The 26,282-nt window shown below is 65.2% G+C and carries 25 protein-coding genes; 11 read left to right on the top strand and 14 right to left on the bottom strand.

Annotated features, from left to right (window positions below; genetic code table 11):
- Window positions 1–3 precede the first annotated feature (3 nt).
- On the bottom strand, window positions 4–537 hold the full coding sequence (tsaE, locus tag OVY01_RS16700; RefSeq protein WP_267848700.1) for a tRNA (adenosine(37)-N6)-threonylcarbamoyltransferase complex ATPase subunit type 1 TsaE: 534 nt from the start codon (window positions 535–537) through the stop codon (window positions 4–6).
- Between the two features lie 86 nt (window positions 538–623).
- On the opposite strand from tsaE, the gene queG reads away from it, so the two are divergent.
- The 4 genes from queG (at window position 624) to plsY (ending at window position 4,064) form a co-directional block, all read left to right on the top strand.
- Window positions 624–1,826 carry a tRNA epoxyqueuosine(34) reductase QueG gene (queG, locus tag OVY01_RS16695; RefSeq protein WP_349293533.1) on the top strand — a complete coding sequence of 401 codons (1,203 nt, stop codon included), beginning with the start codon at window positions 624–626 and terminating at the stop codon, window positions 1,824–1,826.
- 78 nt (window positions 1,827–1,904) lie between these two features.
- The gene (gene xerD / locus OVY01_RS16690) at window positions 1,905–2,876 is read left to right on the top strand and encodes a site-specific tyrosine recombinase XerD (protein WP_267848699.1); all 972 of its coding nucleotides are present in this window, start codon (window positions 1,905–1,907) and stop codon (window positions 2,874–2,876) included.
- Between the two features lie 18 nt (window positions 2,877–2,894).
- Window positions 2,895–3,383, top strand: a complete 489-nt coding sequence (locus tag OVY01_RS16685; protein ID WP_267848698.1) for an aminoacyl-tRNA deacylase — start codon at window positions 2,895–2,897, stop codon at window positions 3,381–3,383.
- A 63-nt stretch (window positions 3,384–3,446) separates the two neighbouring features.
- A complete protein-coding gene (gene plsY, locus OVY01_RS16680) occupies window positions 3,447–4,064 on the top strand; it encodes a glycerol-3-phosphate 1-O-acyltransferase PlsY (RefSeq protein ID WP_267848697.1) in 618 nt (205 codons plus the stop codon).
- Between the two features lie 32 nt (window positions 4,065–4,096).
- Here plsY and OVY01_RS16675 read toward each other — a convergent pair whose 3' ends face one another.
- Entirely contained in the window at window positions 4,097–4,582 is a 486-nt protein-coding gene (locus tag OVY01_RS16675) for a YajQ family cyclic di-GMP-binding protein (RefSeq protein ID WP_267848696.1), read from the bottom strand.
- Window positions 4,583–4,704: 122 nt separating this feature from the next.
- Here OVY01_RS16675 and murB point away from each other — a divergent pair, with 122 nt between their 5' ends.
- A complete protein-coding gene (gene murB / locus OVY01_RS16670; RefSeq protein ID WP_267848695.1) occupies window positions 4,705–5,823 on the top strand; it encodes a UDP-N-acetylmuramate dehydrogenase in 1,119 nt (372 codons plus the stop codon).
- A 77-nt stretch (window positions 5,824–5,900) separates the two neighbouring features.
- On the opposite strand, the gene OVY01_RS16665 is transcribed toward murB, so the two are convergent.
- Both OVY01_RS16665 and argF read right to left on the bottom strand, forming a co-directional pair.
- Window positions 5,901–7,130: an argininosuccinate synthase gene (locus OVY01_RS16665; RefSeq protein ID WP_267848694.1), complete on the bottom strand. Its 1,230-nt coding sequence runs from the start codon at window positions 7,128–7,130 to the stop codon at window positions 5,901–5,903.
- A gap of 159 nt (window positions 7,131–7,289) precedes the next feature.
- Window positions 7,290–8,219: an ornithine carbamoyltransferase gene (gene argF / locus OVY01_RS16660; RefSeq protein ID WP_267848693.1), complete on the bottom strand. Its 930-nt coding sequence runs from the start codon at window positions 8,217–8,219 to the stop codon at window positions 7,290–7,292.
- 511 nt (window positions 8,220–8,730) lie between these two features.
- On the opposite strand from argF, the gene OVY01_RS16655 reads away from it, so the two are divergent.
- Complete coding sequence (locus OVY01_RS16655; protein WP_267848692.1) at window positions 8,731–9,051, top strand: DUF3579 domain-containing protein; 321 nt, start codon at window positions 8,731–8,733, stop codon at window positions 9,049–9,051.
- Window positions 9,052–9,245: 194 nt separating this feature from the next.
- Here OVY01_RS16655 and rpsT read toward each other — a convergent pair whose 3' ends face one another.
- Window positions 9,246–9,536: a 30S ribosomal protein S20 gene (gene rpsT, locus OVY01_RS16650; protein WP_267848691.1), complete on the bottom strand. Its 291-nt coding sequence runs from the start codon at window positions 9,534–9,536 to the stop codon at window positions 9,246–9,248.
- A gap of 288 nt (window positions 9,537–9,824) precedes the next feature.
- On the opposite strand from rpsT, the gene murJ reads away from it, so the two are divergent.
- Together murJ and OVY01_RS16640 are read left to right on the top strand one after the other, a co-directional pair.
- Entirely contained in the window at window positions 9,825–11,375 is a 1,551-nt protein-coding gene (murJ, locus tag OVY01_RS16645; RefSeq protein WP_267848690.1) for a murein biosynthesis integral membrane protein MurJ, read from the top strand.
- A 14-nt stretch (window positions 11,376–11,389) separates the two neighbouring features.
- Window positions 11,390–12,229, top strand: coding sequence for a SirB1 family protein (locus OVY01_RS16640; protein WP_267848871.1), 840 nt, complete (start codon window positions 11,390–11,392; stop codon window positions 12,227–12,229).
- Between the two features lie 21 nt (window positions 12,230–12,250).
- Here OVY01_RS16640 and adk read toward each other — a convergent pair whose 3' ends face one another.
- The 4 genes from adk to lpxK form a co-directional block, all read right to left on the bottom strand.
- The gene (gene adk, locus OVY01_RS16635; RefSeq protein WP_267848689.1) at window positions 12,251–12,916 is read right to left on the bottom strand and encodes an adenylate kinase; all 666 of its coding nucleotides are present in this window, start codon (window positions 12,914–12,916) and stop codon (window positions 12,251–12,253) included.
- Window positions 12,917–13,142: 226 nt separating this feature from the next.
- Window positions 13,143–14,027, bottom strand: coding sequence for a 3-deoxy-manno-octulosonate cytidylyltransferase (gene kdsB, locus OVY01_RS16630; RefSeq protein ID WP_267848688.1), 885 nt, complete (start codon window positions 14,025–14,027; stop codon window positions 13,143–13,145).
- Entirely contained in the window at window positions 14,024–14,251 is a 228-nt protein-coding gene (locus OVY01_RS16625) for a Trm112 family protein (RefSeq protein WP_267848687.1), read from the bottom strand. Before OVY01_RS16625 ends, kdsB begins: the two co-directional genes overlap by 4 nt.
- The gene (gene lpxK, locus OVY01_RS16620) at window positions 14,232–15,245 is read right to left on the bottom strand and encodes a tetraacyldisaccharide 4'-kinase (RefSeq protein WP_267848686.1); all 1,014 of its coding nucleotides are present in this window, start codon (window positions 15,243–15,245) and stop codon (window positions 14,232–14,234) included. Before lpxK ends, OVY01_RS16625 begins: the two co-directional genes overlap by 20 nt.
- An 846-nt stretch (window positions 15,246–16,091) precedes the next feature.
- Between lpxK and xseA the strand changes: the two genes are divergently transcribed.
- Together xseA and OVY01_RS16610 are read left to right on the top strand one after the other, a co-directional pair.
- Window positions 16,092–17,462 (top strand): exodeoxyribonuclease VII large subunit, encoded by a 1,371-nt coding sequence (gene xseA, locus OVY01_RS16615; RefSeq protein ID WP_267848685.1) that lies wholly within the window; start codon window positions 16,092–16,094, stop codon window positions 17,460–17,462.
- 185 nt (window positions 17,463–17,647) lie between these two features.
- Complete coding sequence (locus tag OVY01_RS16610; protein ID WP_267848684.1) at window positions 17,648–18,232, top strand: superoxide dismutase; 585 nt, start codon at window positions 17,648–17,650, stop codon at window positions 18,230–18,232.
- Between the two features lie 109 nt (window positions 18,233–18,341).
- On the opposite strand, the gene OVY01_RS16605 is transcribed toward OVY01_RS16610, so the two are convergent.
- The 5 genes from OVY01_RS16605 to OVY01_RS16585 all read right to left on the bottom strand — a co-directional run bounded on the left by OVY01_RS16605 (window position 18,342) and on the right by OVY01_RS16585 (window position 26,077).
- Complete coding sequence (locus OVY01_RS16605) at window positions 18,342–19,886, bottom strand: SpoVR family protein (RefSeq protein ID WP_267848683.1); 1,545 nt, start codon at window positions 19,884–19,886, stop codon at window positions 18,342–18,344.
- Between the two features lie 14 nt (window positions 19,887–19,900).
- A complete protein-coding gene (locus OVY01_RS16600) occupies window positions 19,901–21,184 on the bottom strand; it encodes a YeaH/YhbH family protein (protein ID WP_267848682.1) in 1,284 nt (427 codons plus the stop codon).
- A gap of 75 nt (window positions 21,185–21,259) precedes the next feature.
- Entirely contained in the window at window positions 21,260–23,182 is a 1,923-nt protein-coding gene (locus tag OVY01_RS16595) for a PrkA family serine protein kinase (RefSeq protein WP_267848681.1), read from the bottom strand.
- 352 nt (window positions 23,183–23,534) lie between these two features.
- Window positions 23,535–24,641: a porin gene (locus tag OVY01_RS16590; RefSeq protein WP_267848680.1), complete on the bottom strand. Its 1,107-nt coding sequence runs from the start codon at window positions 24,639–24,641 to the stop codon at window positions 23,535–23,537.
- A gap of 320 nt (window positions 24,642–24,961) precedes the next feature.
- Window positions 24,962–26,077 carry a porin gene (locus OVY01_RS16585; RefSeq protein WP_267848679.1) on the bottom strand — a complete coding sequence of 372 codons (1,116 nt, stop codon included), beginning with the start codon at window positions 26,075–26,077 and terminating at the stop codon, window positions 24,962–24,964.
- Here OVY01_RS16585 and OVY01_RS16580 point away from each other — a divergent pair.
- Window positions 26,076–26,267 (top strand): hypothetical protein, encoded by a 192-nt coding sequence (locus OVY01_RS16580; RefSeq protein WP_267848678.1) that lies wholly within the window; start codon window positions 26,076–26,078, stop codon window positions 26,265–26,267. The two genes, OVY01_RS16585 and OVY01_RS16580, sit on opposite strands and share 2 nt — an antisense overlap.
- Window positions 26,268–26,282: the final 15 nt, after the last annotated feature.

The following is a 26,282-nucleotide window of genomic DNA, read 5'->3' as shown; positions in this document are numbered from 1 at the left end:
ATATTAGCAGGCAACAGCATGGAGACAGGTCCTCCCGGCGTCGGTGAAGGCTTGCGCATGCAGCACGCGCGCCTCGCCGACGATCTCGAGGGTGAGCAGAACATCGGGCGTGCCGAGCACGCCGTCGGCGCGCTCCGGCCACTCGATCAGATGCAGCGCGTCGCGGTCGATATATTCGTCGAAACCCGCCTCGTGCCATTCGGCCGGGTCCGAAAAACGGTACAGGTCGAAATGGTGCACGTGCAGCGTGCCGTGTGCGAGGGGCAGGGCGTACGGCTCGACCAGCGTGTAGGTGGGGCTGCGTACCCGGCCCGCATGGCCCAGCGCGCGCAGCGTCGCGCGCACGAAGGCGGTCTTGCCGGCACCCAGGTCGCCGCTCAGGTGCACCCGCAGACCGCCGCGCCGCGGGTCGCCCGCGGGCGAAGGCGCCGCGTCGCGGCGCGCGGCAACCGCGCGCGCGAACCGGGCCGCGAGCGCATCGGTAGCCGCGGCGTCGGGCAGGTCGTAGCGGTATTCGTCAAGCGGGGAGGCGGGCATTGCGTAAAATGACGGCGATGAACTCATTGCTTCGAAAGCCGGGCGACGACGGAACCGGGGGCGCTGCGCCGGCGCCGGCCTGCGCCATGGAACCGCCGAACGTCGGTCGTTCCGTGGCGGCGTTGTCGGTGCCGGCGCTGGCGGAGCTGGCGACGCGCATCAAGACCTGGGGTCGCGAACTGGGCTTCGACGCCGTCGGCATCGGCGATATCGACCTGTCCGGCGCCGAGGAAGGGTTGCAGGCCTGGCTCGACGCAGGTTACCACGGCGACATGGATTATATGGAAAAACACGGCCTGCGGCGCGCCCGTCCAGCGGAGCTGGTGCCGGGAACGCTGCGGGTCATCAGCGTGCGGTTGCCGTATCTGCCGGGGGCGGTGTTGGCGGCAGGCCACGCGGATACGGCGCCGACGCCCGATTGGCGGGCCGGCGAGCGCGCGCGCCTTGCCGACCCGAGCGCCGCCGTGGTCTCCGTCTACGCCCGGGGACGCGATTATCACAAAGTGTTACGGCAGCGCCTGCAACGCCTGGCGGACCGCATCGCCGCCGCGATCGGTCCCTTCGGCCATCGCGTGTTCACGGACTCGGCGCCGGTGATGGAGGTCGAGCTCGCGCGCCGCGCGGGCGTCGGCTGGCGCGGCAAGCACACCTTGCTGCTGGCGCGCGATGCCGGCTCGTTCTTTTTCATCGGCGAGATGTACGTGGATCTGCCGTTGCCCACCGACATGGCCACCGCCGCCGCCCCCCTGCCGCCGGCCGATGGCGCCCATTGCGGCGCGTGCCGCCGCTGCATCGACGCCTGCCCCACCGGGGCGATCGTCGCGCCCTACCGGCTGGACGCCCGGCGCTGCATTTCCTATCTGACGATCGAGCACAAGGGCAGCATTCCGGAGCCGCTGCGCGCGGCCATCGGCAATCGCGTCTACGGCTGCGACGATTGCCAGACCGTCTGCCCGTGGAACAAGTTCGCCCAGGCCGCGCCGGTCGCGGATTTCGATACGCGCAACGGCCTGGACCGGGCATCGCTGCTCGATCTGTTCGGCTGGAGCGAGGCCGATTTCGATCGCCGCCTGGAAGGCAGCGCGATCCGCCGCATCGGCCATGCGCAATGGCTGCGCAATCTCGCGGTGGGATTGGGCAATGCACTGCGCGCGCCGCCACCCGCCGCGCCCGATGCCGCGCAACGGCAGGCGATCGTCGCGGCGCTGCATGGCCGGGCCGCGCACCCGTGCGCGACGGTGCGCGAACATGTCGAATGGGCGCTGTTGGCCGCCGAACCAATTCGATAGAATACGGCCTGACAGGATCGGTCCGTCCGGCCCGATCGCCGTACCCCGACGACCCGAACGCGAAGACAGGCATGACCGATGAATGACAGGGAGCAGGCGGCCCACGCGCCCGGCGGCGTCGACTTCGCCGATTCGCTCGATGCCGTCGATCCGGCGGCGCTCGCGCGCAGTACCTCGCTGATCGACGCGTTTTGCGACGCGCTGTGGCTCGAACACGGGCTGGCGCGCAATACGCTCGATGCCTACCGGCGCGATCTGCGGCTGTTCGCCGAATGGCTGGCCGCGCGTGACCGGCTCGCGCTCGATGTCCTGGGCGAACCGCATATGACCGCGTATATGGCCGCGCGCGGCCAGGGCCGGGCGACCTCGGCGAACCGCCGGCTGGCCGCGTTCCGGCGGTTTTACGGCTGGGCGTTGCGCGAGCGCCATGTCGCCAGCGATCCGACGCTGCGGCTGCGCGCGGCCAAGCAGCCGGCGCGTTTTCCGTCGACGCTGTCCGAAACGCAGGTCGAGGCCCTGCTGGGCGCGCCGGATCTGGCCACGCCGCTCGGACTGCGCGACCGCACGATGCTGGAGCTGATGTACGCGAGCGGCCTGCGCGTGTCCGAACTGGTGTCGCTCAAGACGGTGGAAGTCGGCCTGAACGAGGGCGTGGTGCGGGTGTTCGGCAAGGGCTCGAAGGAAAGGCTGGTGCCGTTCGGCGAAGAGGCGCACCGCTGGATTGCCCGGTATCTCGCCGACGCGCGCGGCGTCCTGATGGCCGGCCGCGGCAGCGACGCGCTGTTCGTCACCGGACGCGGCGAAGGCATGACGCGGCAGGCTTTCTGGTATCTGATCAAGCGTTACGCGCTGCTTGCCGGGGTGCACGTCCCCTTGTCGCCGCATACCCTGCGGCATGCGTTCGCGACGCACCTGCTGGATCACGGCGCGGACCTGCGCGCGGTGCAGTTGCTGCTCGGCCATGCCGACATCTCGACCACCCAGATCTATACCCATGTCGCGCGGGAACGTCTGAAGACGCTGCACGCGCAGCACCATCCGCGCGGCTAGGGGAAGAGGGGGGCATCCATGAAAAAAACGCATGTTTCCGAGACGCCCGCCACGCAATTCCTGCGGCGGCACGCGGTGGCTTTCGAAGGACACCCGTACGACTACGTCGAACACGGCGGCACCGCTGAGTCGGCGCGGCAACTGGGCGCCGACGAGCACGCGGTCGTCAAGACGCTGGTGATGGAAGACGAGGAGGGCCAGCCGTTGATCGTCCTCATGCATGGCGACCGCAAGGTCTCGACCAAGAACCTGGCGCGGCAGGTGGGCGCGAAACGCATCGCGCCGTGCAAGCCCGAGGTGGCCACGCGGCACTCGGGCTACCTCGTGGGCGGTACCTCGCCGTTCGGACTGCGCAAGGCGATGCCGGTCTATGTCGAGTCCGGCATTCTGGCGCTTGCGCGCATCCATATCAACGGCGGACGCCGGGGTTTCCTGGTCAGTCTGGCGCCGCGCGTGCTGGTGGACGTGCTCGGCGCGAAACCGGTCGAGTGCGCGATGGAAGGCTAGAGTACAATCCGGCCGGCGTCGGCACGCGGCCGCGACGATTTCCACGAAAAGAGGATCTTCCCGATGACCCACCTGCTTGTCGTTGTGCTGTCTTACCTGATCGGCTCGATTTCGTTCGCGGTGGTGGTCAGCGCGGCGATGGGTCTGTCGGACCCGCGCAGCTACGGTTCCGGCAACCCGGGCGCGACCAATGTATTGCGCAGCGGCAACAAGCAGGCGGCGGTCCTGACGCTGCTGGGCGATGCCTTCAAGGGCTGGTTCGCCGTGTGGCTGGTCAAGGTACTGGCGTCGCGCTACGGGCTCGACGCCACCGATGTCGCGCTGGCGGGGTTCGCGGTGTTCGTCGGCCATCTCTGGCCGGTGTTTTTCCGCTTCCAGGGCGGCAAGGGCGTGGCGACCGCCGCCGGTGTGCTGCTCGCCTTCGCCCCCTGGCTCGGGCTGGCGACGCTGGCGACCTGGCTGCTGGTCGCCTTCGTCTTCCGCTATTCCTCGCTGGCCGCGCTGGCCGCCGCCGTCTGCGCGCCGGTCTTCGCGGTGCTGCTGTTCGGCCCGGAGCGCATCGCGCTCGCCGTCACCGGCATGAGCCTGCTGCTGATCTGGCGCCACAAGAAAAACATCGGCAACCTGATCGCGGGCCGCGAAAGCCGCCTGGGCGCGAAGAAGACACCCACCCGGTCCTGACCGGGATCCGGCTTCGATCGCCCCAATCGTCCTCAATCGCGGAAGTTGTTGAAATCCAGCGGCGTGTCGACGATTTCCTTGCGCAGCAGGGCGATCGTCGCTTGCAGATCGTCGCGTTTGGTGCCGGAGACCCGCACCGCGTCGCCCTGGATGCTGGCCTGAACCTTGATCTTGCTGTCCTTGATCGTCTTGACGATCTTCTTGGCGAGATCGCCCGCCACGCCTTTCTTGATCGTGATCACCTGCTTGACACGGTCGCCGCCCATCTTCTCGACCTTGCCGTATTCGAGGAAACGCACGTCGACATTGCGCTTGGCCATTTTCGACAGCATCACGTCCTTCACCTGACCGAGCTTGAAGTCGTCGTCCGCGTGGGCCGTCAGTTCCTGTTCCTTGTGTTCGAGGCGGGAATCCGACCCCTTGAAATCGAAGCGCGTCGCGATTTCCTTGTTGGACTGCTCGACCGCGTTCTTTACTTCGATCATGTTCGCTTCACATACGACGTCGAACGTTGGCATGGTTTTTCCTCTTCAAGCGCCGCGCGGCCATCGGGGCCGTCGGCTCGTTATAATCACGGACTCCGTCATTTTACCGTCGCCACGGCCGTTGCCCTAGCGTCGGCACTCGCCGAACCCGCCCCATGTCCGAAATTCCTGCCGTCGCGTCCTCTTCGTCGCCCTCGTGCGGCGCGTTTCCGGGTTCGGGCGACGCCGCGCCGTTCACCGCGAATCTGGCGCTGCGCGCGCACAATACCTTCGGTTTCGACGTTCGGGCGCGCCTGGGGGTGGTCGTGCGCGACGCGGCGTCACTGCCGGTCCTGCTGGCGGACCCCCGGGTGCGGGGCCTGCGCCGTTTCGTGCTCGGCGGTGGCAGCAACATCGTGTTCACGGGCGATTTCGACGGTCTGATCCTGCGCATGGGCATTGCCGGGCGCCGCGTCGTCGCGCGGGAGGCGCACCGGGTGCTGATCGAGGCAGGGGCGGGGGAGAACTGGCACGATTTCGTCGCCTGGACGCTCGACCAGGGCTTTCCCGGCCTGGAGAATCTCGCGCTGATCCCCGGCACCGTCGGTGCCTCGCCGGTGCAGAACATCGGCGCCTACGGGCTGGAACTGGCCGACCGCTTTCATGCGCTGCGGGCCTACGACACCGAGACGGGTACCTTCCAGGATTTCGACGCCGCGCGTTGCGGCTTCGGCTATCGCGACAGCGTGTTCAAGCGTGAAGGGCGGGACCGCTACATCATCACCGCCGTCACGTTCGCGCTGCCGCGCCCATGGCGCGCGCGCGATACCTATGCCGATATCGCCCGCCAGCTCGCCAGGGACGGCACCCATGCCGGCGCCGGCACGGCGGCTCCCCGCCAGCCGCCCACGCCGCGCGCGATCTTCGACGCGGTGGTGCGGGTGCGCCGCGACAAGCTGCCCGATCCGGCACTGACCGGCAACGCCGGCAGCTTCTTCAAGAACCCGGTGGTGACGGCCGCGCATCATGCCCTGCTGCGGGAACGGGAGCCCGACCTCGTCGCCTATCCCCAGGCGGATGGCGCGTTCAAGCTGGCGGCGGGCTGGATGATCGATCGATGCGGCTGGAAAGGGCGCGCGCTGGGCGCGGCGGCGGTGCACGCGCGCCAGGCGCTGGTCCTCGTCAACCCGGGCACGGCGCGCGGTGCCGATGTGCTCGCACTCGCGCAGGCGATCGCGCGGGACGTCGAGCGCCGTTTCGGGGTGACGCTGGAAATGGAACCGTCGATCGTCTGAAGGATTCCTGGCGCCCCCCGGCGGGAGGCGCCAGCGGGACATCGCGGCGCGGCGCGGTGCCTCGTACCGGCGGTGTATCAGCCGCCGCGCTGGCGCCGCGCGTTCTCGGCGATGCGCATGCGCAACGCGTTGAGCTTGATGAAGCCGCCCGCGTCGGCCTGGTCGTAGGCGCCGCCGTCGTCGTCGAAGGTCGCGATGTTCTTGTCGAACAGGGTGTCCTTCGAATCGCGCGCCACCACCGACACGCTGCCCTTGTACAGCTTGACGCGGACCCAGCCGTTCACGCGCGCCTGCGTATGGTCGATCAGGACCTGCAGCGCCAGACGCTCCGGGCTCCACCAGTAGCCGTTATAGATCAGCGCCGCGTAGCGCGCGAGCAGGTCGTCCTTCAGATGCGCGACCTCGCGGTCGAGCGTGATCGACTCGATGCCGCGGTGCGCCTTCAGCAGGATCGTGCCGCCGGGCGTTTCATAGCAGCCGCGCGACTTCATGCCGACATAGCGGTTCTCGACGAGGTCGAGACGGCCGATGCCGTGCTTGCCGCCGACGCGGTTCAATTCCGTCAGCAATTCCGCCGGCGACAGGGCCTTGCCGTTCACCGCGATCGGATCGCCGTGCGCGTACTCGATGTCGAGATACTCGGGCGTGTCCGGCGCGTCTTCCGGCGCGACCGTCCAGCGCCACATGTCGGCTTCGGCTTCCGCCTTCGGGTCCTCGAGGTGACGGCCCTCGAACGAAATGTGCAGCAGGTTCGCGTCCATCGAATACGGGGCGCCGCCCTGCTTGTGCTTCATCTCGATGGGAATGCCGGCCTGTTCCGCATAGGTGAGCAGCTTCTCGCGCGACAGCAGGTCCCACTCGCGCCATGGCGCGATCACCTTGATGCCCGGTTCGAGGCCATAGTAGCCGAGTTCGAAACGGACCTGATCGTTGCCCTTGCCGGTCGCACCGTGCGATACCGCCTGCGCGCCGGTCTGGCGGGCGATCTCGATCTGGCGCTTGGCGATCAGCGGCCGGGCGATCGACGTGCCCAGCAGGTATTCGCCTTCATAGATCGCGTTCGCGCGGAACATCGGAAACACGAAGTCGCGCACGAACTCCTCGCGCAGGTCGTCGATGTAGATGTTTTCCGGCTTGATGCCCAGCTGGATGGCCTTTTTACGGGCCGGTTCCAGTTCCTCGCCCTGGCCGATGTCGGCGGTGAAGGTCACCACTTCCGCATCGTAATTGTCCTGCAACCACTTCAGGATGACGGAGGTATCGAGGCCGCCCGAATAGGCAAGCACGACTTTCTTGATATCGCTCATGATGAACTCTTGACTGGCGCAGAAGATGTGAACGGCGCCTCGCGGCCCCTGACGGGTGCGAGGAAAGACTCTATTTTGACATTTTTGCCGGTCGCGCCCAACAAATGAATATCGGGCCGGCCGGCCGTGGGGTCCGGCCTCGCCGGAACCCGGCGGGACTCAGTGACTGAGGCGCCCGAGCAGCAGGAATTCCATCAATGCCTTCTGCACGTGCAGACGGTTTTCCGCCTCGTCCCAGACGACGCTTTGCGGACCGTCGATCACCTCGGCGCTCACTTCCTCGCCACGGTGCGCGGGCAGGCAATGCATGAACAGCGCGTCGGGCGCCGCCACCGCCATCATGTCGGCATCGACGCACCAGTCGGAGAAGGCCTGCTTGCGTGCCTCGTTCTCCGCCTCGAAGCCCATGCTGGTCCAGACGTCGGTGGTCACCAGATGCGCGCCGCGGCAGGCCTCGAGGGGGTCGTCGACCACTTCGAGGCAGCCCGCCTGCGCGTCCGAGACGAGCGCCGGGTCGAGCCGGTAGCCGGGCGGGGTGGAGACGCGCAGCGTGAAGCCGAGGATGCGGGCCGCCTCGATCCACGTATAGGCCATGTTGTTCGCGTCGCCGATCCACGCCACCGTCTTGCCCTGGATCGACGAGCGCAACTCATGGAATGTGAAGATGTCGGCCAATACCTGGCACGGGTGGTATTCGTTGGTCAGGCCGTTGATCACCGGCACCCGGGAATGGGCGGCGAAGCGCTCGATGATTTCCTGGCCGAACGTGCGGATCATGATCACGTCGACCATGCGCGAGATCACCTGCGCCGCGTCCTCGATGGGTTCACCCCGGCCCAACTGCGTGTCGCGCGTGTTCAGGAAAACCGCGTGCCCGCCGAGCTGGTGTATGCCGGCCTCGAACGACAGGCGCGTGCGCGTCGAATTCTTTTCGAAGATCATCGCCAGCGTGCGATCGTGCAGCGGGTGGTACGTTTCGTACCGCTTGAACTTCTGCTTGAGGATGCGCGTGCGTTCGAGCAGATAGTCGTACTCGTCGAGCGTCAGATCCTCGAAGCGAAGGTAGTGGCGAATGGTCTTTTCGGTCATAGGGAGGCGGTGGCCCCGGGTCGGCGGCAGGATGGAAAACCGACGCAATCCACCGTTTTTTGCGGTTAACGTGTGAAAGCATAGAGGAATAACGGTGTTTTGACGAGTCCGCCGCGCTGGCCGCCATGCCGGGTATTCGCCTGGCGTTGCGCGCAGTGCCCCCTGCACACGGTATGGGACAGCCGAATCACGTTATAATCGGGACCTGAATCCGCTCTGCATCGGCTCGCGTCACTGCCTGCGACTTTGCTTCTTCCTGCCCGGCCGCGGATCCCCCTGGCGAACCCGACAGCCCGTCGCGCATCGTCGGAAGAGGGGGCCGCCGGAGGCTTCGGCAGAGGCTCCGCGTCGATGCCCGGCGGCTTCCGGTCCCGCTGGAAACACGATGGTCCCGCCGTCCCGTTCGATCCCCGCACTGCGCTGCATGGCACTGTCGCGCCGGGACCGGGAGCGTGCCGGAGCTTGTTTCCGCGACGGGTTTCATTGACGGATCGCCACGATGTCATCGCCTATGTCCGAAAGTCCAGCGCGCGAATATTTCATTCAGGGCATCACGTCGGACGGCAAGACCTTTCGTCCGAGTGACTGGTCCGAGCGGCTGGCGGGTGTGATGTCCTCTTTCGGTCCGGGTGCATCGGGCCCCAACGCGCGGCTTAAATATTCGCTCTACGTACGGCCGATCATGCTGGGCGACGTCAAGTGCGTCGTCGTCGACGAGCGTCTGCAGGAATCCCAGAAAATGGCGTTCGATTTCGTGATGAACTTCGCGAAGGACAACGATCTGGTGGTGACCGAGGGATGTCTGATCTTCGAGGATCGGCCCCGGCCCTGAGCCGATGCGACGTCAGCGCGTCGCGTCAGCGTGTCGCCATCGGCCGGGCGACGGCAAACGGGCGACGGCAAACGGGCGGGGAGAAAGGCGGGCGGTTTCGCACGATGCCGCGTCACCAATGCAAAAAGCCCGTTTTAACGGGCTTTTTCGCGACCGGCCGGGCTTCAATGCATTCTTGAAGGCCCGCTGCGGCTTCAGGCCTGTGCGGCGGCCTGACCTTCGGTTGCGTGCTTCTTCAGGCGTGCGGCCAGACGGCTCTTCAGGCGCGCGGCCTTGTTCTTGTGGATCACGCGCTTGTCCGCCATCGTGTCGAGCGTCTTCGCCGACAGCTTGAACGCGTCGGTGGCCTTCGCCAGGTCGCCCGCCGTGATGGCCTTGACGACGTTCTTGACGGAGGTGCGCGCCTGCGAGCGCTGCGCGGAGCGCAGGGCATTGCGTTGCTTGCTTTGACGAGCGCGTTTGATAGCTTGGGCAGTATTGGCCATGAGAGGTACCTTGTCCTGTTTTTTCAGTTCCGGCGCCGGTTTTCGATGAGTCGACGCCGGGTTATGTACCGTCCCTGGGCATACCTGAGCGATAAGACCGATGAAAATCGATGATCGTCGAGCGCTGCCAGCTGGGTACTTTATTCAAACCCGCGAAACCGAAAATAACCGGAGAAGCGAAAAGGGATGATTCGAAACCGCTAAGTATAGCTGGTTTCGCCCGTCCCGGGCAAGCATTGCTGCGACCGCGGGCGGGATCGTTCGTTGGGTACGTATAATAGCCGCAACATGAATCTACTCAAAGCCCTTCTCACGGTCAGCGGTTTCACCCTGCTGTCCCGCATCACCGGACTCGCGCGCGAAACCCTGATCGCCAGGGCGTTCGGCGCCAGCATCTATACCGACGCCTTCAACGTCGCGTTCCGGATTCCCAACCTGCTGCGGCGGCTGTCGGCCGAGGGCGCGTTCTCGCAGGCCTTCGTGCCGATCCTCGCCGAATTCAAGAACCAGAAAGGGCACGATGCGACCAAGGCGCTGGTCGACGCCACCGCGACGGTGCTCGCCTGGGTGCTGGTGCTGCTCTCGATCGCCGGCATCCTCGGTTCGACCTGGGTCGTGTACGCGGTGGCAACCGGCCTGCGGCACGAGGGCCAGGCCTTTCCGGTGGCGGTGCACATGACCCGCATCATGTTCCCGTACATCACGCTGATCTCGCTCACCTCGCTGGCCGCGGGCGTGCTCAATACGTATAGAAACTTTTCGGTGCCGGCGTTCGCGCCGCTGCTGCTCAACGTCAGTTTCATCGTCGCGGCCCTGTTCGTCGGGCCGCATCTGCAAACGCCCATCTATGCGCTGGCGCTGGCGGTGGTGGTGGGCGGTTTCCTGCAACTCGCGGTACAGATTCCGGCCCTGATGAAGATCGGCATGGTGCCGCGCATCGGCTTCAACCCCTTCGCCGCGCTGCGGCATCGCGGCGTCAAGCGCGTGCTGGTCAAGATGGTGCCGGCGACTTTCGCCGTCTCGGTCGCGCAGCTCAGCCTGATCATCAATACCAATATCGCTTCGCGGCTGGCGGCGGGAAGCGTTTCCTGGTTGTCGTATGCGGACCGCCTGATGGAATTCCCGACCGCGCTGCTGGGCGTCGCGCTCGGCACGATCCTGTTACCCAGTCTGTCGAAGGCGCATTCCGACAGCGACCCCGGCGAATATTCCTCGCTGCTCGACTGGGGCCTGCGGCTCACCTTCCTGCTCGCCGCGCCCAGCGCCGTCGCGCTGTTCGTCTACGCCACGCCGCTGACGGCCACGCTCTTCAATTACGGGCACTTCGTCGGGCACGACGTCCTCATGGTCGCGCATGCGCTGACCGCATACGGCGTGGGGCTGCTCGGCCTGATCCTGATCAAGATCCTGGCGCCGGGCTTCTACGCGAAGCAGGACATCAAGACGCCGGTGAAGATCGCGGTGGGCGTGATGATCGCGACGCAGTTGTGCAACTACGCGTTCGTGCCGCTCTTCGCGCATGCCGGTCTGGCCTTGTCGATCGGCGTGGGGGCCAGCCTGAACGCGGCCCTGCTGTTCATCGGGCTGCGCCTGCGCGGCCTGTACCAGCCGTCCCCGGGATGGGGCAAGTTCTTCATCCAGTTGCTGGGGGCATGTCTGGTGCTCGCCGGCGTGATGCTGTGGTTCGCGCAGACCTTCGACTGGATCGCGCTGGGCCGGACGCCGCTGCTGCGCATCGCGCTGCTGGGCGCCAGCCTGGTGGTCTGCGCCGCGCTGTATTTTGTCATGCTGATGACGATGGGCTTCAAATACAGCTACTTCCGACGGAGAGTGACGTGACCCAATCCACCCGGATGCTGGACTATTTCGCGGCGCTGGTCGCCGAGGACGAGGGGCTGCCGCTGACGGAAGCGGCGTTGTCGCTGGCGCAGGACGCGTATCCGGATCTGGACATGCAGGGCACGCTCGCGGAAATCGACGCGCTGGTCGACCGTTTGAAGAAACGCCTGGCCAAGGATGCGGGCCTCGCGCAGAAACTGCCGTTGCTGAACCGCTTCTTCTTCCGCGAACTGGGATTTGCCGGAAACCAGAACGATTTCTACGATCCGGACAACAGCCACCTCAATGTGGTGCTGCGCAAGCGGCGCGGGATTCCGATCTCGCTCGCGGTACTTTATCTGGAAATGGCGCAGCAACTGCAACTGCCGGCGGGCGGCGTCTCGTTTCCCGGGCACTTCATGCTGCGGGTGACGTTGCCGGCCGGCGAGGTGATGCTCGACCCGATGAGCGGCGAATCGCTCTCCGAGGCGCAGTTGATGGACCGGCTCGATCCGTATCTGTCGCGGCGGGGCGAGCCGATCGGTGGCGCCTTGCGCGCGCTGTTGCAGCCGGCGACCGCGCGCGAGATTCTGGCGCGCATGCTGCGCAATCTGAAAAGCATCTATCTGCAAACCGAACGCTGGCAACGGCTGCTCGCCGTCCAGCAGCGGCTGGCGATCCTGCTGCCCCAGGATATCGAGGAGCGGCGCGACCGCGGCCTGGCGTTCGCGCGCCTGGACTATCTGCGGCCCGCGATCGAGGATTTGCAGGCCTATCTGGGCGAGTGCCCGGCCGCGGAGGATGCGACCGTCATCGAATCGCAACTGGTGGACCTGCGCCGCCGCGTGCAGCAGGCCAGCGAGGGGCCCCGTTGAACAGGGGCCGGAACCAGGCGCTCAGTCCTGCAGCGCCGTGACCACGCGGCTGCGGATTTCGTCGACCGAACCCTCGCCCGAGATGCAGCGGTACGCCGGCGCCGGCATGGTATCGCCCTTGCCCGACTGCGCCCACTGCTGATAGTAGTCGACCAGCGGGCGGGTCTGCGCGTTGTAGACATCGAGGCGCTTGCGGACCGTTTCCTCATGATCGTCGGTGCGCTGGATCAGCGCTTCGCCGGTCTCGTCGTCGAGGCCCTCGACCTTCGGCGGCTGATACGCGATGTGATAGGTGCGTCCCGACGCGGCATGCACGCGCCGCCCGCTGATGCGCTGGATGATGGCGTCGAAGGGCACGTCGATCTCCAGTACATGGTCGATCAGCACGCCGCTGCTGCGCAGGGCTTCGGCCTGCGGGATGGTGCGCGGGAAGCCGTCGAACAGATAACCGTTCGCACAATCCGCTTCCTTCAGCCGCTCCTTGACCAGACCGATGATCAATTCATCCGTTACCAGTTCGCCGGCGTCCATGAAGCGCTTGGCCTCCAGGCCGAGCGGTGTGCCGGCTTTCACTGCCGCGCGCAGCATGTCGCCCGTGGAGATCTGGGGAATGCCGTACTGTTCCTTGATGAAGGTAGCCTGGGTACCTTTGCCCGCGCCGGGCGCGCCTAGCAGGATCAAACGCATGACGGTGACTCCGTTTACATAGATGGGAATAGGGCAGGCAAGCGGCGGCGGCTCGCGGGCCGGCGGGTGCAGAGAGCGGGTCTGACCAGGCGGGGACGACACGCCGGACATCCAACGGCAGGCTGCACGCGGTTCGGTGCGACACGAAGAAGCGCGACCGGGAAGGGATGACGTCACCCCCCCGGTCGCGCGGGTCCCGCGCGCTCGCCGCTTGCGTGAGCGTCGATTATGCCACGGTTGATTCGCCGCTCGCGGCGAAAGCGGCGCGGGCGCGTGCCAGATCCTCGGGCGTATCGACGCCCGGAGGCGGTGCGGATTCGGTGATTTTCACGGCGATGCGCTCGCCATGCCAGATGGCGCGCAGTTGCTCCAGAGACTCCGCGCGCTCCAGCGGCGAGGCCGACAGGCTCGGGTAGCGGCGCAGGAAGCCGGCCCGGTACGCGTAAATTCCGATATGCCGGTATACGAGGCCCGGCGCACCAGCGGCGGCGGCGGCGGCGGCGGCGGCGGCGGCGGCGGCGGCGGCGGCGGCGCCGATGCGACCATCGGACGCGGCCGCGGCAACGCCGGGCGGGGCGTAATCGTCCCGGAACCAGGGAATCGGCGCGCGGGAGAAATAGAGCGCGACGCCGCGCGCGTCGATCACCACCTTGACCGCGTTCGGATCGAAGATCTCGGCGCGCGTGGCCACCGGGTGCGCGGCGGTGGCGATCGCGCAGTCGGGATGGTCGGCGAGGTGGCGTGCGACGTCGCCGATCAGGGCCGGGTCGATCAGGGGTTCGTCGCCCTGGACATTGACGACGATCGTGTCGTCGGGCCAGCCGAGCCGGCTGGCCACTTCCGCGAGCCGGTCGGTTCCCGACGGATGGTCCGCACGCGTCAGCAGCACGTCGAAATCGTGCGCGGCAACGGCGTCGCGGACCTGCGGCGAATCCGTGGCGACGATGACCTGGACCGCGCCCGAGCGTCGGGCCCGCTCGGCGACGTGCACCACCATCGGCCGCCCGCCGATATCGGCAAGCGGCTTGTTCGGCAGGCGGGTCGAACCCAGCCGCGCCGGCACCACGGCGACGAACGGCGGCGTGCTGCTCTCCACCGCGGCGCGTGTCACAGCGGAGCGCTGGGCGTGCTGAGCGGAGCGGGGATGCCTTCCGGATCCACGCGGCGGCCATCGACGGTCGTACGGGCTTCGTCGGCGAGCATCACCGGAATGCCGTCCTGGATCGGATAGGCGATTTTGTCGACCGCACACACCAGTTCCTGCGCGGCACGGTCATATTTCAGGGCACCCTTGCACAAAGGGCATACCAGGATTTCAAGCAGGCGAGCGTCCACGGACCTTCTCCACAACAAGCGCTATCAGACGGGGGTCGAGCACCCCCCGGACGGGGACGGCCCACAAGCGGCCATCGTGCCAACCGCCGCATTTTACCGCATCCTTTTCGGTCACCAGGATCGCATCCGCCGGCTCCGCCGCGAAAGGGTTGTGCGCGAAATGATGGTGATCCGGAAAAGCGCGGGTGAACGGGCGGATGCCGTGCGCCCGCAGCATCGCGAAAAACCGTTCCGGCGCGCCGATGCCGGCCGCCGCGAGCACCCGCTGCGGCGCGAAGCTCGCCAATTCGCGCCGCTCGGCGGGCGCGTCGACCCGCCAGGCGGCGTCGGGTTCGAGCCGCAAACGCGAGGTCTCGTGCCACGGCGGGAGCGGGGCGCCGAACGGATCGTTGATCAGGGTTGCGTCCCGGCGCCGGCGCAAGGGCTCGCGCAGCGGCCCCGCCGGCAACAGGAAGCCGTTGCCGCCCAGCCGCTGATCGAAGACGACGATTTCGACGTCGCGCGCGAGCCGGTAATGCTGCAGGCCGTCGTCGCTGACGAGCACATCGACCTGCGGATGATCGCGCCGCAGCGCGGCCGCGGCGGCGACGCGGTCCCGGCAGACATAGACCGGGATGCCGGTGCGGCGCGCGATCAGCGTGGGTTCGTCGCCCGCGTCCCGTGCATCGGTGCGGGTGTCCACCGCGAGGGGCTGGCCCGCGCCCGCGCGGCCGCCGTAGCCGCGCGAGATGACGCCGGGCGTATGGCCCGCTTCCCGTAGCGCTTCCACCAGCGCGATCACGGTCGGCGTCTTGCCGGTGCCGCCTACGGTCACATTGCCGACCACCACCACCGGCACGCCCGCCGACACGCTTTTCAGCCAGCCCAGGCGAAATCCGAGCCGTCGCGCCGCGGCAATCGCCCCGAAGACGCCCGCCAGCGGCAGCAGCAGCCAGGCGAGGGGGCCGCGCCGCTGCCACTCGCGGCCGATCCAGCCTTCCAGACGGCCCCGCATCAACCCGCCTCGGCGCGTACGCAGACGCGGGGCGGCAGAACGAGAGGGGTATCGACGGGAAGCATGGCAGAGGGCATGACCGGTGGCGGGGCGGAGATCGAGTCCGCACTCTAGCCCGCGCGGCGGACGATCGCAAGGCATGGTGCGCATCTCCATCCGGCGCGCGGGTGCGTACGAGCGCTCGCCAATCCACAGCCAGGGAGGCGCAGCTTGTGGACAAATTGGGGAGGGATGCGGTAAGTGACCGGCATCATTGAGGTTTTTCGGGCTGATTAAATTTTGAGCAGCGCGCGGCACGGAAGCGTTCGACAATCCCCAGCGAAGGGCACCAAGCTTGTGGACAACATGGGGAGTCCGACGCTAACTGCTTGCCACTGCGCGATTTTTTGGGGCTGCCTAAAAATGCGGCAGAGGCGACCCCGACCGCTGCACCGCGTGCGCGCGATCAGCCGGCGGCATCGCCGGTACACCGCGAAAGAGGCCCCGTCCATCGCATTGCGGTGCGCGGCGGTCGAATCCACAGACACACGCCGTCAGCTTGTGGACAATATGGGGATCGCGTCGCTAACTCTCCGCCGTCACACGACATTTTTCGGCTGCCCAAAAAATAGGCAGCGGTGCGTCGCCGATGGCATCGCGTGTCACCGGCGAGCATCCCGTGCCGCGTGGATCGTGCTGGCAAGCGCGTCGCGCAGCCGGTAAGCTGGGAGCGAAATGGATGTGCCGGCCGACGGATGCGCCAGCCGACAGCCTGCCGAAGTGCCTCGTGAAAAGCACGTCCCAAGGCAGGCTGCCGGTGCGTCGCCGGCGGCGTCGCGTCTTTTCCGCCTTTTTTCTCGGAACACCATGGATCCTTTCTTGGACGACCGGTCCTTCGCCAACGAGGCCGTCATTCCGGTCTCGGCGCTGAATCGCGCGATCGGCAAGCTGCTCGAACGTCATTTCCCGCTGACCTGGGTCTCGGGCGAAGTCTCGAATTTCACGCGTGCGGCCAGCGGCCATTGGTATTTCACGATCAAGGATGCGCAGGCGCAGATGCGCTGCGTGATGTTTCGCAACCGCGCGCAGCATGCGGATTTCATGCCGCGCGAAGGCGACCGCATCGAGGTGCGCGCGCTGGTCAGCATGTACGAACCGCGTGGCGAGTTGCAACTGAGCGTCGAAGCCGTGCGCCGCACCGGCCAGGGGCAGTTGTACGAGTTGTTCCTGAAGCTCAAGCAGAAGCTCGAAGCCGAAGGCTTGTTCGACGCCGCGCGCAAGCGTCGCATACCGCCGCATCCGCGTCGGATCGGCATCGTCACCTCGCTGCAGGCCGCGGCATTGCGCGATGTCCTGACGACGCTGCAGCGCCGTGCCCCGCATCTGGGTGTCATCGTCTATCCGGCGCCGGTGCAGGGTGCCGGCGCCGGCGACCGGCTCGCCGGCATGATCGAGACGGCGAACCGGCGCGCCGAGGTCGACGTCCTGATCGTGTGCCGCGGCGGTGGATCGATCGAGGATCTCTGGGCGTTCAATGGCGAGGGACTGGCGCGGGCGATTGCCGCGAGCGCGATTCCCATCGTCGCGGGTGTCGGCCACGAAACCGACTTCACCATCGCCGATTTCGCCGCGGACATGCGGGCGCCCACCCCCACGGGCGCCGCCGAACTGGTCAGCCCGCAGCGGCTGGTATTGCTGCGCGAGCTCGACCACCGGCACGCGCAATTGGCGCGTGCCTTCGGCCGCGAAATGGAGCGCCGGCAGCAGCATCTCGACCATGTCAGCCGCCGGCTGGTCAGCCCGGTCGAACGGCTGGAACGGCAGCGCGCGCATATACGGCAACTGGGCGGCCGCCTGAGCGCCGCGGCCGCGCGTCCGGTGCGGGCCGCCACCGCGGCGTTCGCGTTGGCGCGTCTGCGCTGGCAACGGTGCGAACCCGATGTCGTCGAGCATCGCCGGCATGTCACGCGTCTGGCCGCGCGGCTGGCGGAGGGGCTGTCGCGCGATCGCGAGCGGCGCCACGCACGGCTCGGTTCGCTGGGCCAGCGGATCGAATTGCTCGGGCCGCGGCAGACCCTGGCGCGCGGCTATGCGGCGCTGATCGATCCACGCAGCGGCGTGCCCCTGCGCTCGCCCGCGGCGCTCAAGCCCGGTCAGCCGCTCAGTGTCCATCTGGCCGAAGGGGCGGCGGATGTCACGCTGGGCGATGTCCAGCCGCGTTTCGACGAGAGTCTCTGACGAGGGGCGCGCGCCCGGCCACGCGGGGAATGGGCGGCGCGCGACGGGGAGGACGCCGGGGCGGACCGGTTTACCGCCGACGGATAATTGCCCTACAATCCACGCGGTCTTTCTCCGCCTGCGTGAAGACGCCGTCGAGCGTCGTTCGGAACGCGCAGCTCCCCTCTCTATGGAAGGATTCCGCCATGACCACTCATCAACTGCCGCCGCTCCCGTATGCCGAGGATGCGTTGCAGCCGCACATCTCCCGGGAAACCATCGAATTTCACTACGGCAAGCATCACCAGGCCTATGTGACGAATCTGAACAAGTTGATCCCGGGAACCGAGTTCGAGAACATGCCGCTCGAGGAAATCGTGCGCAAGTCGTCCGGCGGCATCTTCAACAACGCCGCGCAAGTCTGGAATCACACCTTTTTCTGGCACGCGTTGTCGCCCGATGGCGGCGGCGAGCCGACCGGCGCGCTGGCCGAGGCGATCGCCACCAGGTGGGGCGGTTTCGGGCAGTTCAAGGAAGCGTTCGCGGCGGCGGCGGTGGGCACCTTCGGCGCCGGCTGGGCCTGGCTCGTGAAGAAGGCGGATGGCTCGCTGGACATCGTGTCCACCAGCAACGCAGCGACGCCGCTGACCTCGGACGCCAAGCCGCTGCTGACGATCGACGTCTGGGAACACGCGTACTACATCGACTACCGCAACGCGCGCCCGAAGTTCGTCGAAGCGTTCTGGAACGTCGCCAACTGGTACTTCGCCGCGCAGAACTTCGCGGCCTGAGGCGGAATACGCGGCGGAATACGCGGCGGGAGCATAGCGCCCGGCTCAGGGAAGCCCATGCGACAAAGACCGCCGCGGCCCGCGCGGCGGCAACGCCGGTACGCCCGGCTCAGGGACGCTCGCCGCGCAGGCCGGCGCATTGAAAGCGTTCGATGATCTGCCCGTCGCCGTCCACGCTCTCCAGTTTCACATCGAACCCCCAGAGCCGCGTGATGTGCCGCAGCATCTCGTCCGTCGACCCGTCGAGCGGACGATTGTCGGCGCGCACATGCCGCAGCGTCAGGCTGCGGTCGCCGCGCCGGTCGACCGACCACACCTGGATGTTCGGCTCCCGGTGATGCAGATCGTATTGCTTGGACAGCGCCTGCCGGACATACCGGTATCCGCTTTCGTCGTGGATCCCCGATATCTCCAGCGCATCGTCGTGTTCCGCATCGAGGACCGAGAAGAAACGCATGTCGCGCATGACCTTGGGCGACAGGTACTGCGCGATGAAACTCTCGTCCTTGAAATTGCGCATCGCGTAATGCAGGGATTCGAGCCAGTCGCTGCCGGCCAGGTCCGGAAACCAGTAGCGGTCCTCGTCGGTGGGGTGCTCGCACATGCGGCGGATGTCGCACATCATCGTGAAACCCAGCGCATACGGGTTGATGCCGCTGTAGTACGACTTGCCCACCGGTGGCTGGAACACCACGTTGCTATGCGAGTGCAGGAACTCCATCATGAAGCCGTCCGACAGCTTGCCCTGGTCGTACAGCGTATTGAGCAGCGTGTAATGCCAGAATGTCGCCCATCCTTCGTTCATCACTTGCGTCTGACGCTGCGGATAGAAATACTGCGCGACCTTGCGCACGATGCGGATCACCTCGCGCTCCCACGGCTCCAGCAGGGGCGCGTTCTTTTCGGCGAAATACAGCAGGTTTTCCTGCGGTTCGGACGGAAAGCGCGCCTCGGTCTGGCCGGCCGTCTCCGCCTTGCGCGACGGCAGCGTGCGCCACAGTTCGTTGACCTGCGACTGCAGATACGCTTCCCGTTCACGCTGGCGCAGCCGTTCCTTCTCGAGGGACAGTTTCTGCGGCCGCTTGTAGCGGTCGACGCCGTAATTCATCAATGCGTGACAGGAATCCAGCAGTTCCTCCACGCGGTCCAGCCCGTGCCGCTCCTCGCATTCGCCGATGTAATTCTTCGCGTAGACCAGATAATCGATGATCGCCTGCGCATCGGTCCATAGCTGGAACAGGTAGTTGCCCTTGAAGAAGGAGTTGTGCCCATAGGCGGCGTGAGCCACCACCAGCGCCTGCATCGTCAGCGTGTTTTCCTCCATCAGATAGGCGATGCAGGGGTTCGAATTGATGACGATCTCGTAGGCCAGCCCCATCTGGCCGCGCCGGTAATCCTTCTCGGTCGACAGAAAATGTTTGCCGAACGACCAGTGCCGGTAATTCACCGGCATGCCGATCGACGCATACGCGTCCATCATCTGCTCGGAGCTGATGATTTCGAGCTGGATCGGGTAGGTATCCAGGCGGTATTGGGCCGCGACGGCCGCGATCTCCTCGTTGTACTGCTCGATCAGTTCGAAGGTCCAGTCCGACGGGCTGGGCAGCGGAGCGCGCGCCGGCGGGCGCTCCAGGGTTGCTTCGGATGGATGCATGGTTCCTCCCTCGCTCAACGCGCGGTGGGTTTCTCGAACAATTCGCGAAAAACGGGATAGATGTCCGACGCCGCCTGCACTTTCTTCATCGCGAATTGCGGATGATCGACGGCCATCTGCTCATATTCCTGCCACAGATTCTGTTCCTCCGGCGCGACCTGGATATAGGCGAAGTAGCGGCAGGCGGGCAGGATCGCGGACGTCAGCAAGCCCCGGCATTTTGGCGAGTCGTCGTTCCAGTTGTCGCCATCGGACGCCTGGGCGCCATAGATATTCCATTCGTTCGGCGGATAGCGTTCCTCGATGACCTTGGCCATCAGTTCCAGCGCGCTCGACACCACCGTGCCGCCGCTTTCGCGCGAATGAAAGAACGTATCCTCGTCGACTTCGTCGGCGCGCGTGTGGTGCCGGATGAACACCATTTCGATACGCTCGTAGTTGCGTCTCAAAAACAGGTACAGCAGGATGAAGAAGCGTTTGGACAGATCCTTGCGATGCTCGTCCATCGATCCCGACACGTCCATCACGCAGAACATCACCGCCTGGCTCGACGGCTCCGCCTGACGCGTGCGGTTCACGTAACGCAGATCGAAGGGATCGATGAAGGGAATGCGCTTCAAGCGCCCCTCGAGCGCGACGATGTCCGCCTGCAGTTGCCGGATCTCGTCCCGGCGCGATGGCGTGTCGACCGGCGTGCGCTCCAGCGCATCGAGCCGTTCGCGCAGATCGCGCAATTCCGCAGCGAGCGGCGAACCCAGGGCGATGCGTCGCCCGAGCGCGCTGCGCAGCGAGCGGACGATATGGATGTTGTTCGGCGTACCCTCGGCAGAATAGCCGGTACGCACGTTTTTCCAGTTCGGCACCGTGAGGAACTGGTTGGCCAGCAGGCGGGGCAGTTCGAGATCCTCGAAGAAGTACTGCATGAACTCCTCGCGGCTCAGCTCGAATGCGAATTCGTCCTGGCCCTCGCCGCCGTCGCTGGCAGCGCCGCTGCCCGAGCCGCCCCCGCCACCGCCGCCATTCGGTCGCGCGATGCGATCCCCCCGGGTGTAGTCCTGGTTGCCGGGGTGAACCATTTCCCGCGTGCCGCCGGGACCGTGGCCGAACACAGGCTCCGAGACGTCCTTGCGCGGGATGGTGATTTTTTCCGATTTCTCGATATCCTGGATGCCGCGGCCCTTGATGGCCTCGGTGACGGCGCCCCGGATATGGCTGCGGTAGCGCCGCAGGAAGCGCTCCCGATTGGCAATACTCTTGTTCTTGCCGGAAAGTCTACGGTCGATGATCTGGTGCAGCAAGATACCGTCTCCTGCAAAGAAACATGGGTGCGCAAACGGGACGCCGGATCCGGCGCCCCGGCACCACGGCGTGCGTTACGATGCCTTGCGCACGCGCAGATACCACTCGCACAGCAGTCGGACCTGCTTGGGCGTATAGCCCTTGGTCACCATCCGGTTGACGAACTCGTCGTGCTTGCGCTGTTCCTCCGCCGAACCCTTCGCATTGAAGGAAACCACCGGCAGCAGTTCCTCGGTGTTCGAGAACATTTTCTTCTCGATGACCCGCCGCAATTTCTCGTAGCTGGTCCAGTGCGGATTGTTGCCGGCGTTGCCCGCCCGCGCCCGCAGCACGAAGTTGACGATCTCGTTGCGGAAGTCCTTGGGATTGCTGATGCCCGCCGGTTTCTCGATTTTCTCGAGTTCCGCGTTCAGCGAGGCGCGATCGAAACTTTCTCCGGTGTCATGGTCCCGGAATTCCTGGTCCTGTATCCAGAAATCCGCGTAGGTGACGTAGCGGTCGAAGATGTTCTGCCCGTATTCGGAATACGATTCGAGATAAGCGGTCTGGATCTCCTTGCCGATGAACTCGACATAGCGCGCGGCCAGCTGGTCCTTGATGAAGGACAGGTACTTCTGTTCCTGTTCCCCGGGAAACTGCTCCCGCTCGATCTGCTGTTCGAGGATGTACATCAAATGCACGGGATTGGCGGCCACCTCCGACGAATCAAAATTGAAAACGCGCGACAGGATCTTGAAAGCGAAGCGGGTGGAGACGCCGTTCATGCCCTCGTCCACGCCGCCGAAGTCCCGATATTCCTGATAGGACTTGGCCTTCGGATCCGTATCCTTCAGATTCTCCCCGTCGTAGACCTGCATTTTCGAGAAAATGCTTGAATTCTCCGGCTCGTGCAGCCGGGTGAGGATCGAGAACTGCGCCATCATCTTCAGCGTGTTTGGCGCGCAGACCGCCTCGGCGAGCGAGGAATTGCGGATCAGCTTTTCGTAGATCCGTATCTCCTCGTTGACGCGCAGGCAGTAGGGGACCTTGACGATGTAGATGCGGTCCAGCATCGCCTCGTTGTTCTTGTTGTTGCGGAAGGTCTTCCATTCCGATTCGTTCGAGTGCGCGAGAATGATGCCGTCGAACGGAATCGCGCCGAAACCCTCGGTACCCTTGAAATTGCCTTCCTGGGTGGCGGTCAGCAGCGGGTGCAGCACCTTGATCGGCGCCTTGAACATTTCGACGAATTCGAGCAATCCCTGATTCGCCAGGCACAGGCCGCCCGAATAGCTGTACGCGTCCGCGTCGTCCTGCGAGAACTGTTCGAGCTTGCGGATGTCGACCTTGCCGACCAGCGAGGAGATGTCCTGGTTGTTCTCGTCGCCCGGCTCGGTCTTGGCGATCGCCAGTTGTCGCAATACCGACGGGTAGCGTTTGACCACCCGGAACTGCCGGATGTCGCCGTTGTATTCGTGCAGTCGTTTGACCGCCCAGGGGCTCATGATGTTTTTGAGGTAGCGTTTCGGAATACCGAACTGCTCCTCGAGAATCGGACCGTCCTCATCGTGGTCGAAGAGACCGAGAGGGGATTCGTTGACCGGCGAACCCTTGATCGAATAGAACGGAATGTGCTCCATCAACTGTTTCAGCCGTTCGGCGATCGACGACTTGCCGCCGCCCACGGGGCCGAGCAGATAGAGAATCTGTTTCTTCTCTTCGAGGCCCTGCGCAGAATGCCGGAAATAGGAAACGACCTGTTCGATGACTTCCTCGGTGCCGTAGAATTCCCGGAACGCCGGATAGATCTTCATCACCTTGTTGGCGAAGATCCGCGAGAGCCGCGGATCGCTTCGCGTGTCGAGGCTTTCGGGCTCGCCGATGGCCATCAGCATGCGTTCGCTCGCCGTCGCGTAGACGGCCGCGTCCTGCTTGCACAGCTCCAGATACTCTTCCAGCGAATATTCCTCCTCGCGGGATTTATCGAAGCGACTTGCGAAACTGCTGTAGATATCCATGCTTTTCCCTCGCCAACGTGGAACGTCATGTCGGAGAAGGCGGACGCGCTCTCCGACATTTCTGTCTTGCCAAGATTCGCATTAGGTGCCGCGCCCCTTTGGATCGTTCCATCATGCATCGTCCGGGAGGACGGATGGCCGCGGAAAGCTGGAAGGGGTCTACATGACTTGTATGTTATGCCAATGTCAGCGCATGTGGGAATGCAAAAAAAAGCCAGTGCTGCCGTCAGGGTGTTTGCGCAACACTCGCCGAAAACGCCAGGGTTGGGGCGGTGCGGACGGGATATGAAAAAAGGACGCCCAAGGCGTCCTTTCCGGTTGGCAGGCGGCCGCGACGCCGCCTTCGATGCCTTTAGAAGCGGTGCCGCACGCCCACGCGGACGGCGATCTGGCGATTGTTCGCGGATTCGTCGAGGCTGTACAGCGCCGCCTTGTGACCGGCATTGGCGCGCTGGAACGAACCGCTCGCGTAGACGGCTGTGCGTTTGGACAGCGAGTAGACCGTGCCCAGCGAAACCTGATGCAAATGGTTTCCCTGACCGTCCCGCGACATCTTCGTATAGCCGTAGCCCGCACCCGCGAGCAGGGCCGGCGTCATCTGATAGCGCAGGCTGATTTCGCCGTTCTGCGCGCGCAGAAGCGTGGATTCCGGGACGTTGCCCGGTACCGCCTGTGCGAACTCGTCCTGCGTTCTGCTGTAGGTCAGGCCGATCACCGCCGGCCCGAAGGCATAGCTGCCGCCGGCGGCCAGGGTGGCGTGGCGGCTGCTATCCTCCGGCCCGAATTGATTGATGGGTGTTAGCAGTGGCTGGGCCAGCACCGAGTAGCTCGGATCCTTCGAGCGCAGATAGGCGATGCCGAGTTGCAGCGGTCCGTCGGCGAACCCGGCACCCACCGACCAGCCGATGTTCTTCGTCGGATGCCCCGTCACGCCGTTCGGGCTGACGGTGCCGCCGAACGTGAAACCGCTGTAATTCAAGCTGGTGTACTTCAATGCCCCGTTCGCCGCGCGGCTATTGTGCAGATTGTCGAAATCGAACGGGTGGGCGCCGGTCGCGCCGGCCCACTGCGAGCCCATGGCGAACGGACCGACGTAATCGGTCAGCGAATCGTATTGCCGGCCGAGCGTCACCGTACCTGCGGTCGCGCTGCTCAAGCCCACGAAGGCCTGACGGCCGAACAGGGCGCCGCCATGCGTCAAGCGGCCATCGCTGACGTTGAAGCCGCTTTCCAGCGCGAAGATGGCTTTCAATCCGGCACCCAGATCCTCCGCGCCGCGCAGGCCCCAGCGGCTGCCCTGCAGATTGCCGTCGGTGATGCCGATCTGCTTGCCGCCGCCGGCGCTGTTGGTCCAGCCGATGCCCTGATCCAGGACGCCGTACAGCGTCACGGAACTTTGCGCCGATGCGGCGCCGGTGAATGCACACAGCGTGGCCGCCGCGATCAGTGTTTTCTTCATTGCTCGATCTCCATCCGATTGAAAGGCGCCGGACACCGGTTTTTTTGTGTGTGTCAGGCTGACTTCGCGAGAAGTTGGGGAGACGATAACAAAGTTGTTTTTGCAAACACACGCTGGAAAAACAGGGATTTTCGACGACGTGTGATTTACGAGACACCTTGGGGGAGAGGTGCGTTTCGCGCGTTTTTGCTTCGTCAGGAAAGGTCGACGCGGCAGGGTAATTCGCTTAGGGAAGCGCTGAAAATGTCCGATGGATCCAGTGGACGATCTTTCCCCGTGACGGCACGGAAAAAGATCGTTCGTTTTCCTGAATTATTGGATCAGAACTTGTGGCGAATGCCGACGCGCGCCGAAACCTGCTTGTCCGTCGAGGACGGGGCGAGACCGTTCAGCGCAGCACGGGCGGCGTCGCCGCTGGCCTTTTGCAGGGCGGCGATCAGATACACGTCGGTGCGCTTGGACAGCGCATAGCTGGTGCCGGCGGAAACCTGATGGTATTTGCGGGTCTTGTCGAGCACTCTCAACGCCGTATAGCCATACCCCAGACCCGTGCTCAACGAAGGCGTCAGCTGATAGCCGAAATTGACCTCCGCGGTCTTCGCGCGCTGGCTCATTTCCAGCGGGGCGAGGGTGGTGTCCTGTCGGGCATCGCTGTACACGGCGCCGATCCTGGCTGGTCCGAAGGTATAGGAGGCGCCGCCCGCGGCGACGCGGTAGTTGCTATGCAAGCCAGGCATGTCGACCAGGGTGGCGTCGCCGGTCAGGTTGAAAACATTCTTCGTGATGCGAGGAATGACCGAAAACGCCGGGTCTTTCGATCGGAGATACCCTGCCGCGACCACGAGCGGCCCGTTCGCGTAGTTCGCGCCCAGCGACCAGACCAGGTTCTTGCCCGGCTTGCCGGCGATGCCGCCGGGGCTGACGGTGCCGCCGAAAGAGAAGCCGCCGTAATTCGCGCTGGTGTACTTGATCGCGTTGTTGGCGCGGTGCGAATTGTCGAGGTTGTCGAAGTCGATATAATGCGCGCCGATGCCGCCGGCGCCGCGCGAAGCGATCGTCAGCGGTGCGACGAAATCGACGAGCGCGTCGTATTGGCGGCCCAGCGTGAGCGTCCCGAAATCGTTGCTGGACAGGCCGACGAAAGCCTGACGGCCGAACATCCTGCCCCCTTGCAGTGACTCGCCATTGCCCAGGTCGAAACCGTTTTCGAGCACGAAGATCGCTTTCAGGCCGCCACCGAGATCTTCCGTGCCACGCAGACCCCAACGGCTGCCCTGCATCGCGCCGCTGGACGTATTGATCAGCGATTTTCCGCCGGCGTTGTTCTGCCAGCCGATGCTCTGATCGAGCACGCCGTACAGCGTCACGTTGCTCTGCGCATGGGATGCGCCGGCAAACGCGCACAGCACGGCGGTCATCAGCAATGATTTCTTCATGAGTAATCCTCCATTCGATGAGAAAGTGCCCGGCGACGGTGTGTCCGAAGCGCGGATCGGCTTTGCGAAAAGCTGTAGCGAAGATAGCAAAATTGTTTTGGCAATCGATATCGTTTCGTACAACGTATCGATTGTCCGTCCTGTTTTTGCAACAGGAAACGTCGATGTGGAAAAGTTCAGACTGCGCTGATCGTCAGGCAGGAAA

Source organism: Robbsia betulipollinis (assembly GCF_026624755.1).
GTDB lineage: Bacteria > Pseudomonadota > Gammaproteobacteria > Burkholderiales > Burkholderiaceae > Robbsia > Robbsia betulipollinis.
This window is presented reverse-complemented; position numbering and strand designations above follow the sequence as displayed.

Coding starts and splice junctions, on each gene's coding strand:
- OVY01_RS16585 (WP_267848679.1), bottom strand. CDS start 26,077: ATGAAGAAATCATTGCTGATGACCGCCGTGCTGTGCGCGTTTGCCGGC.
- lpxK (WP_267848686.1), bottom strand. CDS start 15,245: ATGCGGGGCCGTCTGGAAGGCTGGATCGGCCGCGAGTGGCAGCGGCGC.
- OVY01_RS16675 (WP_267848696.1), bottom strand. CDS start 4,582: ATGCCAACGTTCGACGTCGTATGTGAAGCGAACATGATCGAAGTAAAG.
- OVY01_RS16685 (WP_267848698.1), top strand. CDS start 2,895: ATGAAAAAAACGCATGTTTCCGAGACGCCCGCCACGCAATTCCTGCGG.
- tsaE (WP_267848700.1), bottom strand. CDS start 537: ATGCCCGCCTCCCCGCTTGACGAATACCGCTACGACCTGCCCGACGCC.
- queG (WP_349293533.1), top strand. CDS start 624: ATGGAACCGCCGAACGTCGGTCGTTCCGTGGCGGCGTTGTCGGTGCCG.
- xseA (WP_267848685.1), top strand. CDS start 16,092: ATGGATCCTTTCTTGGACGACCGGTCCTTCGCCAACGAGGCCGTCATT.
- OVY01_RS16610 (WP_267848684.1), top strand. CDS start 17,648: ATGACCACTCATCAACTGCCGCCGCTCCCGTATGCCGAGGATGCGTTG.
- OVY01_RS16580 (WP_267848678.1), top strand. CDS start 26,076: ATGAGTAATCCTCCATTCGATGAGAAAGTGCCCGGCGACGGTGTGTCC.
- OVY01_RS16590 (WP_267848680.1), bottom strand. CDS start 24,641: ATGAAGAAAACACTGATCGCGGCGGCCACGCTGTGTGCATTCACCGGC.
- OVY01_RS16640 (WP_267848871.1), top strand. CDS start 11,390: ATGCTGGACTATTTCGCGGCGCTGGTCGCCGAGGACGAGGGGCTGCCG.
- murJ (WP_267848690.1), top strand. CDS start 9,825: ATGAATCTACTCAAAGCCCTTCTCACGGTCAGCGGTTTCACCCTGCTG.
- OVY01_RS16655 (WP_267848692.1), top strand. CDS start 8,731: ATGTCCGAAAGTCCAGCGCGCGAATATTTCATTCAGGGCATCACGTCG.
- adk (WP_267848689.1), bottom strand. CDS start 12,916: ATGCGTTTGATCCTGCTAGGCGCGCCCGGCGCGGGCAAAGGTACCCAG.
- murB (WP_267848695.1), top strand. CDS start 4,705: ATGTCCGAAATTCCTGCCGTCGCGTCCTCTTCGTCGCCCTCGTGCGGC.
- OVY01_RS16665 (WP_267848694.1), bottom strand. CDS start 7,130: ATGAGCGATATCAAGAAAGTCGTGCTTGCCTATTCGGGCGGCCTCGAT.
- OVY01_RS16605 (WP_267848683.1), bottom strand. CDS start 19,886: ATGCATCCATCCGAAGCAACCCTGGAGCGCCCGCCGGCGCGCGCTCCG.
- OVY01_RS16595 (WP_267848681.1), bottom strand. CDS start 23,182: ATGGATATCTACAGCAGTTTCGCAAGTCGCTTCGATAAATCCCGCGAG.
- xerD (WP_267848699.1), top strand. CDS start 1,905: ATGAATGACAGGGAGCAGGCGGCCCACGCGCCCGGCGGCGTCGACTTC.
- argF (WP_267848693.1), bottom strand. CDS start 8,219: ATGACCGAAAAGACCATTCGCCACTACCTTCGCTTCGAGGATCTGACG.
- rpsT (WP_267848691.1), bottom strand. CDS start 9,536: ATGGCCAATACTGCCCAAGCTATCAAACGCGCTCGTCAAAGCAAGCAA.
- plsY (WP_267848697.1), top strand. CDS start 3,447: ATGACCCACCTGCTTGTCGTTGTGCTGTCTTACCTGATCGGCTCGATT.